This is a genomic window from Mediterraneibacter catenae (genome assembly GCF_008691045.1).
Classification (GTDB): Bacteria; Bacillota; Clostridia; order Lachnospirales; family Lachnospiraceae; genus Mediterraneibacter; species Mediterraneibacter ornithocaccae.
This window is the reverse complement of sequence record NZ_VMSO01000002.1, coordinates 224,405-236,587: the sequence shown is the minus strand read 5'-3', so window position 1 is coordinate 236,587 and position 12,183 is coordinate 224,405. Positions and strand designations below refer to the sequence as shown.

Sequence of the window (12,183 nt, the reverse complement as noted above, 5' to 3'; positions counted from 1 at the left end):
CCTTTTCTATTACTGATTCATCTGATAAAGATCCTGATGATTCCAAGGATCAGTAGATGCACCGGATAAAACCAGTAGAAGAACCATTTCGAAAATGTTCTTCCCCGCTCCATCCGTTTCCCGTTATACAGTCGCACGATCGCGACTCCCGCTGCGAGGATACCGACAGCGGACATCAGCGCATATATGAGACTGAACAGTGTTCCTGCCGCGTCTCCGCCCGGATTGAAATTCATCAATGCAAATAGCGCTGCTCCGAGCAGATACGCATTTCTTATACTTCTCTTATCGTCCTTCGCCCGTGCAAACAATACTGTAAAGAACGGCGCCACAAGCGCCCAGTCGGAAAATAACGACATAATAAACAGACCGGCAATAATCAGGATTTCCAGCAGGATGTCTTTTACATAGTCCATGACCAGAAGGATGCAGAAGCATAGGAACAGCGTTAATATCATATTAAATCCGCAGAAGGATATGATTCTCTCTCCGGTATATACTTCAGAGAAGGCAAGGCAGAACGGAATCTCGGATATCAGCGCGAACAAAGCCAGACGCCCGGCGTACCTTTTCCTTGACCGTGTGTAATGATATCCCTCCACAAGGAAATAGCACATCACGGGAGCCGTAAAATAACCGATGTCAATGAGAATTGTAAAAAGCAGTGTCCCCGGCTCCAGAAATATATTCGCGATATGATTCAGAAACATGGTAACCATTGCAATGTATTTGATTACATCACGATTAAGGCCCTGCATACTTTCTGTCTGTATGGTATGTATTGATGTCATTGAGCACCTATCCTCCTTTTTTCCCTGCCGCCTTTGAATGGATTTCCTTTTTTCTCAGGGAATTTATGTCGTATGGTATTCAGCTGCCTTTCAGACCTTTCCCGGCCACAAGATATACTAGTCCGGCCAGCGGCATTGTTACTGCCAATAACGGATAGAACCAGCGGATATCCACTCCTCCGTACAGCGCTCCTCCGATCATTGGCCCAAGTGTCATCCCCAGATCAACACCGATATAATATGTGCTGTTAGCCATTCCACGCTTTTCTTTGTCAGCCAGCAGGATTGCCGTCGACTGACATACTGAACTCATTACTCCATATCCACCGGCAAGAAAGACGGATGCCAGAAGCATTGTTATGTTATTTTGCATGACAGTAAGGAGTACAATGGCAGTCAGCTCACTGATACAGCCTGCAAGAAGGAAGACATGAAAAGGCAGCTTGTCAAAAAATCTGCGCAGTGTCAGTCTCAGCACGATCAGCACTACGGCATAGGACGGGAAAAACATGCTTACTGTAACATTAAGACCACGGACTTCAACATACGTCACAAGAAATGACTGCGTCGCACAGTAAGGGATTGCAAACAACATGATAATAAATGCGACCGGCAGTACTTTGGCTTCAACAATCCTGAGACGGGGCATTTTTCTGGCTGTATATAATTTTGATGAAGTTATATTTGCATCTGTTGCATCTTCAGTCTTTCGTTCTACTTGCAGAGATTCCGGTTCGCCCTTATCTTTTATGAACTGGATCACTATAATGATCGCAATAGAAAAGGCTAAAGCAATACAAAATGCTGTCCGGTATCCGAATCTCTGGTAGACGCTGACCCCGATCGCCGGTGCCACTGCCATCGCCAGGGCATTCATTGTTCCGTAGAATCCCATACCGGAACCGATCTTATCCTTTGGCAGCATATTCGACATCCAGGTGGCCATGCACACCGAACAGCAGGCAAATCCAACTCCGTTGATGATCCTTGATACCACTACTACCGCCTCATTCGGTGCAAGGATATAACCGATACATGCTATTGTCATGAATGCTGCCCCTATAAATGACAATTTGTACTTGCTTAGTTTGTCTGCAAGATTTCCCGCAAGAGGTCTGCAGAACAGAGAACACAGATTCATCAGGCCGCCGACAAAGCCCATCACAGCGGCAGACGCACCGATACTCTCTGTAAATCCCGTGATCAGTGGTGTCACCAGCATCGGGCTCGACATATAAAAGAAAGTCGTAACAAGCACCAGTATAATATCTTTTGAGTATATATTCTGTTTCATTTTTATTCTCACCTTGTCAAATAATATACCTGATCTTATCATACACCCGGAATGCCGGAAATGACAACATAGACACAGGGCTCGCTCTGTTTTATAATATCTAGTATACGCACAAAAAGGCGGAATAACACCAGACAAAAATGAGGTAAAAGGAAATGCAGTATACAGTACCACACTATTATAAACAGTTTCACTGCGCGGCCGGCGCCTGTCCGGACACCTGCTGTGCCGGATGGCAGATTCAGATCGATCCGGTTTCGCTTCAGAAGTATAAAAAAACAAAAGGAACTCTTGGAAACCGGCTGAAAAATGAGATTGACTGGAAAGGATCCTGTTTTCGGCAATATAACGGACGCTGTGCCTTCTTAAATGATGAGGATCTCTGTGACCTGTATCTGGAGGGCGGAGGTAAAAGAGCTTTCTGCCGCACCTGCCGTACATACCCGCGCCATATAGAGGAGTTCGAGGGGCTGAGAGAGATTTCTCTTTCTCTTTCCTGTCCGGCAGCGGCAGAACTTATACTTAACTGCAGGGAACCTGTCCGTTTCCTTCATGCAGAGAATCCGAACCGGGATGAAATCTATGAGGAATTTGATTTTTTACTGTTCACAAAGCTGATGGATGCAAGAAGCCTTATCCTGAAGATTCTGCAGGACAGGACCTGGCCGTTCACCCTGCGTGCGGCAGCAGTTCTGGCTCTTTCCCATGATCTTCAGGTGAGGATAGACAAAAATGCTCTTTATGATATAGATACTCTTCTTGACAGATATTCATCAGTCAATGTCTTGAAGTGGTTTGAGGCCCGTCTCTGGAAACTTAGCCTGTCTGCCGACTGGGAAAAAAGACGCAGAAAGACGTGTCATGGATTGTTTTCGATTTTTGATCAGCTGGAGGCGCTCCGTGACGACTGGAAACCGTATCTTTATAATGCCCGGAGACTATTGGAAAATGCACCGGCTTCCGACAAGGAGACTGAGCATTGCTTTCATGAACTGTTTTCCGACGTCGTAGAGGAACAGCTTCTGGTCTATTTTGTTTTCACTTATTTCTCCGGTGCAGTCTATAACGGAAATGCTTATGGAAAGATGAAATTCTCTCTAACGGGCATGATTCTGATCCGTGAATTAGTGCACGCCGAATGGCTTGCCGGAAAAAACAGTGATATAAACTGTATGATCAAAACAGCATGGCGCTATGCACGTGAGGTCGAACATTCAGACTACAACAAAACCACAATGGAACATCTGCTCAGCAGGGAAGAAATATTCGGTATCGAAGATTTTTTCTCAATCTTATAACAATACCGGGGAATCAGTTCCCCGGTATTGTTTATGTTTCTCTTTTTCCTTCAGTTCATCCATTTCATTTTTCGGATCTTTCATTTTTTTATCCCCCTTTTTCTGTCGCTTTGAACGCCAGTTATGATCTGTCATCTTCTGGATTTCTCCCGCGAAGCCGCAGATAATAAAATCTTAATTTTTCTACCAGGAGCGTCAGATACCTCAATACCGGTTCTGTCGCAATGGCAAATACGACGAACAGCATGATACATTCCGTAGTCATTCCTGTAATCGCAAACAGATTGTTCAGGAAGACACTGCAGAACAGAAGCCCCGCGATACACCCGCCGAGGATAGCCGCGCGGATTTTATTCATCGGCGCACAGATCTTATACAGGATCATAAATCCTACGATTGCCAGAAGCATGGTAGCCGCAGTGGAGATATCCGTCGAGTCCACTCCAAAGGTGCGGCCGAAAATTACCAGTGCGCCTACGGCAAGCGCATCCGTGATGGCTGCCGGAAGGGCTTTCAGGAATACATTCGTAAGGAAATGTCCTTTGATCCTGTTCTTATTCGGCTCAAGTGCCAGGAAGAACGCAGGCACGCCGATCGTAAACATACTGATCAGTGAGATCTGCGACGGCTCCAGAGGATAAGTAAACATAAACACAACGGAGATAAGGCTCAGCAGGAAAGAGAAGATATTCTTTACCAGGAACAGACTCGCTGAACGCTGTATATTGTTGACTACTCTTCTGCCCTCCAGTACCACCTGAGGCATGCAGGAAAAATCTGATTCAAGCAGCACGAGCTGGGAGGCCTGTGCCGCCGCATCACTTCCTGATGCCATGGCAATACTGCAGTCTGCATCTTTTAATGCGAGCACATCGTTGACACCGTCTCCTGTCATTGCAACCGTGTGTCCAGCATCTTTAAGTATCTGTACGAATTTACGTTTCTGATCCGGAGTGACACGACCGAAAACTGTATTTTTAAGTACCGCTTTCCTGAGTGCTGCCTCATCCTTCAATTCTGAGGCATCCACATATTTGTCGGCATTCTTGATGCCTGCCTGTTTTGCCACCTTTGATACAGTGACCGGATTATCACCGGAAATCACCTTGACTTCCACGCCTTGCTCTTCAAAATACTGGAACGTCTCTTTCGCCGCCTCACGGATCGGATTCGCCAGAAGGACAAAACCGAGCGGTGTGATCCCGTGATCCAGAGGCTTTCCATCCACTTCATCGTCATATGTACCAAATACGAGGACACGGGCGCCTGTAGAGGCATGTTCTGTGATTTCCTCTGCGTAGTCGCTGTATTTTTCTTTCAGGACAAACTCCGGTGCGCCTAATACATAAGCGCTGTCCTCAAAAGTAACGCTGCTGTATTTTGTGGCGGACGAGAAACCAGTCTTAGAGACAGCTTTCTTTCCTGACGCATTCGTAAAATACTCTTTCATTGCAGCCATAGTGATATTATCTCTTGTCATGGCCGCAGAAAAATCACTGAGCATTGTACGCAGCGGATCCATCGTATCGGAATCATACTCGTCCGTCTCGATCACATCCATCACCTTCATCGTGTTCTCTGTGATCGTTCCGGTCTTGTCTACGCAGAGCACATCTACGCGGGCAAGAGTTTCGATACATTTCATATCATGGAGAAGGACTTTCTTCTGGGCCAGCCGGACAGAACTGACCGCAAGCGCCACACTTGCCAGCAGATACAAGCCTTCCGGGATCATGCCGATCACAGCGGCGATCATGGAAGTTACACTCTCGCGGAACCCGTCATGCTGGAAGAAAAATGCCTGTGCAAACAGCACCAGCCCGATCGGAATAATAGCGACGCCTACGCATTTTACAAGTTTGTCGAGAGAGCGGATCATTTCGGACTGTTCACCGGACTGCATCTGTTTTGCCTGAAGTGTCAGCTTGGAAATATAGGAGTCTTCTCCTACCCTGTCAAGCCTTGCATGACATTGTCCGGATACGATAAAACTCCCGGACATGAGTTTGTCTCCCCTGCGCTTTGTAATCTCATCGGACTCACCGGTAAGGAGAGATTCGTTGACCTGTACTTCACCGGCGCTGACCACAGCGTCTGCGCAGACCTGATTTCCTGCTTTAAAGATCACGATATCATCGAGGACGAGTTCTTCCGCATCGATCACGGATTTCTTTCCGTCACGCACAACCGTCGCATGAGGTGCATTCAGCATGGTAAGCTTATCAAGCACCTGCTTTGCACGGATCTCCTGCACGATACCGATCAGCGTATTAGCAATGATGACCGGCAGGAAGGTCAGATCCCGGAAGGATCCGACCAGAATCAGCAGAACTGCCAGAATAGCAAAGATCAGGTTGAAATATGTAAAAATATTTTCATGTATGATCTCTTTCGTCGTCTTGGACGGAGGCTCCACAGAACGGTTTACCCAGCCATGCAGGCGGTGTTCCTGCACCTGCTGGCTGGTAAGTCCTCTTTTATATTCTGGTTCGTATCTGGTAGTAGGTATTCTTCTGTCTTTTTTCTCTTCTGTCTGTTCTGGTCTTCTCCTTGGCATACTCTTCCTTCTTACTGTAAAAACTGGATTGTCATGTAAATTCTCTTAATTGTCGTTATTCTGGTCTTCTGAAATTTCAGACCGGTCTGCCATGTCTTCCGGATTTTCCTCTTCCGGAAGTGCCTTCTGCGTCAGGATCCCCATGAATTCCTCTCCGGTGATCGTCTCCTTCTCATACAAGAATTTCGCAAGTTCATGGAGTTTTCCCTGATTGTCTTTCAGCAGTGTCATTGCTTTGTCATAAGCATTTTTTACGGTGTCCACGACCATATCATCGATCACTGCGGCCGTCTCCGGAGAACAGCTTAAACTGCTGTCACCTCCCAGATATGGATTTGCCTGCGTCTCAAGAGCAACCATACCGAACTTGTCGCTCATTCCGTACCGTGTGATCATGGCACGGGCAAGTTTGGTGGCCTGTTCAATGTCATTGGAAGCGCCGGTAGTGACAGAGCCAAATACAAGCTCCTCGGCGCAGCGGCCTCCCGTAAGGGTAGCAATCTTGTTTGACAGCTCTTCTTTTGACATCAGATTACGCTCTTCCTCGTCTACCTGCATAGTATAACCGAGAGCGCCAGAAGTCCTCGGGATGATCGTAATCTTTGTGACGGGTGCGGAATTTGTCTGCAGTGCAGCTACAAGTGCATGTCCAATCTCGTGATAAGCCACAATCAGTTTTTCCTTTGTGGACAATACCTTGTTCTTCTTCTGGTAACCCGCGATCACAACCTCAATACTTTCTTCCAGATCAGACTGGGTTACGAACCTGCGGTTCTCGCGGACTGCTCTTAATGCAGCCTCATTGACCATATTGGCAAGTTCTGCACCGGAAGCGCCGGATGCTGCCCTCGCAATGGCTCCAAAGTCTACATCGTCTCCGACCTTGATCTTCTTAGCATGGACTTTCAGGATTTCTTCTCTTCCTTTCAGATCCGGCAGCTCTACCGGAATTCTCCGGTCAAATCTTCCCGGTCTTAACAGGGCCGGATCCAGTGTATCCGGCCGGTTTGTAGCCGCCAGGATCACAACGCCCTTCGAAGCGTCAAAACCGTCCATCTCAGTAAGAAGCTGATTCAGCGTCTGCTCTCTCTCGTCATTTCCGGCAAATCCCTGACTGTCACGTTTCTTTCCGATCGTATCAATCTCGTCTATAAATACAATACACGGCGCCTTTTCATTTGCCTGCTTAAACAGATCGCGTACTTTCGATGCGCCCATTCCGACAAACATTTCTACGAATTCCGAACCGGAAATAGAGAAGAACGGAACTCCGGCCTCTCCTGCGACCGCCTTTGCGAGCAGTGTCTTACCGGTACCCGGAGGTCCGACAAGGAGCGCGCCCTTCGGACAGATTGCACCAATCTCCTGATATTTCTGTGGATTATGAAGGAAATCAACGATCTCTGTGAGCAGTTCTTTTGCTTCGTCTTCTCCAGCCACATCGTTAAATGTAATACCAGTCTCCGACTGGACATACATCTTGGCGTTGCTCTTTCCAAACTGCATGAACGGACTGCCGTCTGTCCCGCCGCCCATCTTCTTCATAAGCTGACGGGAAAGGATCTGGCCGATAATAACAAAGACTACAATTGGTATCACCAGCGAGAGTAACATGCTTAAGAAAGGATTCATCTGCTCTTCCGCCACTCTGCCGAACTCACATCCGGATTCACGCAGGCGGTTGACCAGGTCCGGATCTTCGAACCTGGTCGTCTCATATTGCTGCGGAGTGTCACTCTTGTCAGTGAAATAGATCGTCTCGCCTTCCAACTGGACTTTGGAGACCTGTTTCTCCTCTACCATAGTCAGAAAAGTTCCGTAATCTACTTCTTCGATATTTCCGTTCATCATCATTGGAAACACGATAAAATTAATTACGATCAGTACGCCCAACGCGATCAGATAATAAACAATCAACGGTTTTCGCGGCTTCTGTACTTTTTTCATTCAAAATCTCCTTATTTTCTCCTCTTCAGCAGCAGACGGATACCTTTCAGGATCTGAATGATCGGGATGTTTACTGCTGCGAGGCCATATACGGTGAACAACTGTGTAAGTGTCAGTGTCTGTACCTTAAATACATTGTGGAGTCCCGGTATCATGACGACGCAAGTGATCAGAACGATACCAAGCACAAATGCTCCGATGAGGTACTTATTGTCCACAACCTTGCGTGTAAATACGACAGGCCTGTCTGATTTGCAGTTAAATCCGTGGAACAGTCTTGCAGAACATAATGTTGCAAATGCCATAGTGCTGCCGAGCAATTCGTTGCCTCCCTGATAGCCGATCATAAATGCGATCATTGTCGTTACAGCGATGGATAAACCTTCTGTACCGATCTTTATCAGGAAGTCCTTTGTCAGGATCGATTCGTTCATCGGCCTCGGCTTCTCGTTCATCACGTCTTTGGAGCCCGGTTCAAGACCGAGTGCAATCGCCGGAAGACTGTCTGTCAACAGGTTGATAAACAGCAGATGAACCGGTGCAAACGGAACCGGGAGCGCCATGATCGATGCATAAAGTACTGCAAGGATAGCTCCGAAGTTTCCTGAAAGCAGGAACTGGATAGATGCCTTGATATTACGGTAAATATTTCGGCCGTTCTCAACAGCCTTTACGATTGTAGCAAAATTGTCATCTGTCAGTACCATCGCAGCGGCATCTTTGGACACCTCACTACCTGTGATACCCATTGCAACACCGATGTCTGCTTGTTTCAGCGCCGGCGCATCATTAACACCGTCGCCAGTCATAGATACGATATTGCCTTTATCCTGCCATGCGCGTACGATACGGATCTTGTGTTCCGGTGATACACGAGCATATACTGATATACCTTCTACGAAATCTTTCAGTTCTTCGTCTGACATCTTATCGATCTCTGCGCCCTCGCATGCTTCAGACTCATTTTCGAGAATGCCGATTCGTTTTGCGATTGCCGCTGCAGTTACTTTATGGTCTCCGGTGATCATGATCGGGCGGATACCTGCTCTCTTACATTCTGCCACGGCGGCCCTGGACTCGTCACGCGGAGGATCCATCATTGCGATCAGTCCGATAAATGTCAGATCATATTCGTCTTCAAGTGTAAGTTCTTCTTCATCAGATACAACTTTATAACCGAATGCTAATACACGGAGACCTTCTCTTGAAAAGCTCTGATTCTGGTTCTCGATATTTCTGCGGTCATCGTCTGTCAGCGGACGGACAGTGTCGCCAATCTGAATCTGAGTCATACGGTCAAGCAGTACATCGACAGCCCCCTTGATTACCATTGTCGGAACGCCTTCCATAGTATGCTTAGTGGACATCAGTTTTCTGTCACTATCAAACGGATTCTCACTCTCTCTCGGGTATTTTGCACGGACGGCTTCCGGATCAAGTCCCAGTTTGCTTCCAAGGTTGATCAGAGCTGTCTCTGTCGGATCACCGATCTCCACGCCGTCTGTGTTTTTAGAATCATTGCAGAGCATACTGCTGATCAGCAGGCGGCTCTGTGAAGGATCATTCACATCAACATCTGCGGCTTTAATACATTTATCGTCTACATAGTAGTCTTCAACTGTCATCTTGTTCTGTGTCAGTGTACCAGTTTTATCAGAACAGATAATGGATACACTTCCAAGACCTTCCACAGCCTGAAGCTTACGCATGATCGCATGTTCTTTTGCCATCTTCTGTGTACCGAAAGAAAGAACGATCGTTACGATAGAACTTAACGCCTCCGGAATAGCTGCAACTGCAAGTGCGACTGCGAACAGGAATGCATCACCGATATTGTCTCCTCTGAAAATGCTGATTCCAAACAGGATCGCACAGAAGATAAGAATCAGGATAGACAGTTTCTGTCCGAACTGATCCAGATTGATCTGGAGCGGAGTTCTCTTCTCGGAGGTCGTCTTTAACAGGCTTGCAATCTTACCTACCTCTGTCTCCATACCTATACCTGTCACAACGAAAGCACCTCGTCCGTATGTCACAAAGCTTCCGGAATAGACCATATTCAGCCTGTCCCCAAGCGGGACTTCATCTTCTTTGATAATATCTGTCGTTTTCTCAACACCAAGGCTCTCACCTGTCAGTGCACTCTCGTCCACTTTCAGGCTGGCACATTCTGTCAGACGGCCGTCAGCGGGGATATAGTCTCCTGCATCAAGCATCACGATGTCGCCCACCGTCACTTCAGATGAGGGAATCTGTACGACACTGCCGTTACGAAGCACTTTAGCTTCAGGACCTGACAACTTCTTAAGACTTGCAAGCGACTGTTCAGCCTTAATCGTCTGTACAGTTCCGAGAATTGCATTCATAGTAATAACAATCAGAATAACGGCCGCGCTCTCGATATCGCCCATAAATCCGGACGCGATGGCCGCGATGATCAGGATAATAACGAGGAAATCCTTGTACTGCTCGAGGAAAATCTGAAGAGTCGTCTTCTTCTTTCCTTCGACGAGCTCGTTTGGCCCGTATTTTTCCTGATGCTCCAACACTTGTTCTTCGGTGAGCGGTTCTAATGATCCGTTGACCTGCATAATGGTCTCTTCACCGGATAATTGATAATACTGTTTCATATCTGTCTCTCCTCCTGTAACTGTGCGGTGCAATAAAAAATGAGACTTCTATTGCACGACGTTGATATGTAATGCAATAAAAGTCTCACCATTTAATCGCGATACGGATGACCTGGTCATCGTACTGACGATATCGCAAACGCTTGACACAAGCGCCAGTTACTCCCTTTTACCAAATAATAATATAAAGGAATTTCCAGAACGTGTCAACGCTTTTTACAGTTTTTTCACAAAGTCCGGCTTTATTAAGGACGAAGGATAAACTGTGGCAATCAATATTAAACGATTCCCTGTGCCTCCATAGCATCTACGACTTTCTCGAATCCTGCAATATTAGCTCCTACTACATAGTTGCCTTTGAAGCCATATCTCTCAGCCGCATCAGCTGCATTGTGGCAGATATTTACCATGATGTCTTTCAGTTTGGCATCAACTTCCTCGAAGGACCAGCTTAAGCGTTCGCTGTTCTGTGACATCTCAAGAGCAGATGTAGCAACACCGCCTGCGTTTGCAGCTTTACCAGGTGCGAAAATCACACCATGCTGCTGCAGATACTCTGTAGCTTCGATCGTTGTCGGCATATTAGCACCCTCTGCAACAACCTTGCATCCGTTCTCTACGAGCATCTTAGCATCGTCGAGAAGAAGTTCGTTCTGAGTTGCACACGGAAGAGCAACGTCAACTTTCACTGACCATACTCCTCTTCCCTCATGGTACTCAGAGTTCGGACGATATTTCTTGTATTCTGTCAGTCTTGCGCGGTTTACTTCTTTGATCTCTTTCAGAGCAGCCAGATCGATTCCTTCCGGATCGTATACCCATCCGTTGGAGTCGCTTACAGTTACAACTTTAGCGCCGAGCTGCTGAGCCTTCTCTGTAGCGTAGATCGCAACGTTTCCCGAACCGGATACAGCAACAGTCTTTCCTGCAAGCTCCATACCGTTGAGTTTCATCAGCTCGTCTGTAAAGTACAGAAGTCCATATCCTGTAGCCTCTGTACGTGCGAGTGATCCGCCGTAGGAAAGACCTTTTCCTGTGAGAACGCCTTCATATACGCCGCGGATTCTCTTGTACTGGCCGAACATATAGCCGATCTCTCTTGCACCTGTTCCGATATCACCTGCCGGAACGTCTGTATCAGCGCCGATGTGTTTGCACAGCTCTGTCATAAAGCTCTGGCAGAATGCCATGATCTCTCTGTCAGATTTGCCCTTCGGATCGAAGTCGGAACCACCTTTTCCACCGCCGATCGGAAGGCCTGTCAGTGAGTTCTTGAAGACCTGCTCGAAGCCAAGGAACTTGATGATACCGAGGTTTACTGACGGGTGAAGACGAAGTCCTCCTTTGTACGGTCCGATCGCACTGTTGAACTGTACGCGGTATCCTGTGTTTACATGAACCTGTCCATTGTCGTCAACCCACGGCACACGGAACTTTAACTGTCTCTCCGGCTCTGTGATTCTCTCAAGAAGAGCTTCTTTGCGGTATTTCTCTTCGTTTGCCTCAATCACCGGGCGAAGGGATTCAAGCACTTCTTTAACTGCCTGATGGAATTCCGGCTCTGCCGGGTTTTTCTTTACGACAAGATCGATTACCTCATCAACGTAAGACATCTTAAACAACCTCCTAAAATAAAAATTGCGATCAGACAGAGCTGACCGCATTT

Annotated in this window: 7 protein-coding genes; 1 reads left to right on the top strand and 6 read right to left on the bottom strand. The window is 47.1% G+C overall.

Annotated elements, in window-relative coordinates; translation table 11 throughout:
* Nucleotides 1–17: 17 nt before the first annotated feature.
* The gene (locus FNY66_RS02835; RefSeq protein ID WP_190324762.1) at nucleotides 18–791 is read right to left on the bottom strand and encodes a TraX family protein; all 774 of its coding nucleotides are present in this window, start codon (nucleotides 789–791) and stop codon (nucleotides 18–20) included.
* Between the two features lie 79 nt (nucleotides 792–870).
* Nucleotides 871–2,085 (bottom strand): MFS transporter, encoded by a 1,215-nt coding sequence (locus FNY66_RS02830; protein ID WP_202879152.1) that lies wholly within the window; start codon nucleotides 2,083–2,085, stop codon nucleotides 871–873.
* 155 nt (nucleotides 2,086–2,240) lie between these two features.
* Here FNY66_RS02830 and fliB point away from each other — a divergent pair, with 155 nt between their 5' ends.
* Nucleotides 2,241–3,383, top strand: coding sequence for a flagellin lysine-N-methylase (gene fliB, locus FNY66_RS15605; protein WP_202879151.1), 1,143 nt, complete (start codon nucleotides 2,241–2,243; stop codon nucleotides 3,381–3,383).
* Between the two features lie 121 nt (nucleotides 3,384–3,504).
* On the opposite strand, the gene FNY66_RS02820 is transcribed toward fliB, so the two are convergent.
* From FNY66_RS02820 to gdhA, 4 genes are all read right to left on the bottom strand, one after another.
* Complete coding sequence (locus FNY66_RS02820) at nucleotides 3,505–5,940, bottom strand: cation-translocating P-type ATPase (RefSeq protein ID WP_150310223.1); 2,436 nt, start codon at nucleotides 5,938–5,940, stop codon at nucleotides 3,505–3,507.
* 45 nt (nucleotides 5,941–5,985) lie between these two features.
* Nucleotides 5,986–7,887, bottom strand: coding sequence for an ATP-dependent zinc metalloprotease FtsH (ftsH, locus tag FNY66_RS02815; protein ID WP_150310222.1), 1,902 nt, complete (start codon nucleotides 7,885–7,887; stop codon nucleotides 5,986–5,988).
* A gap of 11 nt (nucleotides 7,888–7,898) precedes the next feature.
* Nucleotides 7,899–10,517 (bottom strand): cation-translocating P-type ATPase, encoded by a 2,619-nt coding sequence (locus tag FNY66_RS02810; RefSeq protein WP_150310221.1) that lies wholly within the window; start codon nucleotides 10,515–10,517, stop codon nucleotides 7,899–7,901.
* A gap of 278 nt (nucleotides 10,518–10,795) precedes the next feature.
* On the bottom strand, nucleotides 10,796–12,130 hold the full coding sequence (gdhA, locus tag FNY66_RS02805) for an NADP-specific glutamate dehydrogenase (RefSeq protein WP_087151160.1): 1,335 nt from the start codon (nucleotides 12,128–12,130) through the stop codon (nucleotides 10,796–10,798).
* Between the last annotated feature and the right edge of the window lie 53 nt (nucleotides 12,131–12,183).

What these genes read in the sequence shown, in the direction of transcription:
- ftsH (WP_150310222.1), bottom strand. Translation starts at nt 7,887, where the DNA reads ATGAAAAAAGTACAGAAGCCGCGAAAACCGTTGATTGTTTATTATCTG.
- FNY66_RS02820 (WP_150310223.1), bottom strand. Translation starts at nt 5,940, where the DNA reads ATGCCAAGGAGAAGACCAGAACAGACAGAAGAGAAAAAAGACAGAAGA.
- fliB (WP_202879151.1), top strand. Translation starts at nt 2,241, where the DNA reads ATGCAGTATACAGTACCACACTATTATAAACAGTTTCACTGCGCGGCC.
- FNY66_RS02835 (WP_190324762.1), bottom strand. Translation starts at nt 791, where the DNA reads ATGACATCAATACATACCATACAGACAGAAAGTATGCAGGGCCTTAAT.
- FNY66_RS02810 (WP_150310221.1), bottom strand. Translation starts at nt 10,517, where the DNA reads ATGAAACAGTATTATCAATTATCCGGTGAAGAGACCATTATGCAGGTC.
- FNY66_RS02830 (WP_202879152.1), bottom strand. Translation starts at nt 2,085, where the DNA reads ATGAAACAGAATATATACTCAAAAGATATTATACTGGTGCTTGTTACG.
- gdhA (WP_087151160.1), bottom strand. Translation starts at nt 12,130, where the DNA reads ATGTCTTACGTTGATGAGGTAATCGATCTTGTCGTAAAGAAAAACCCG.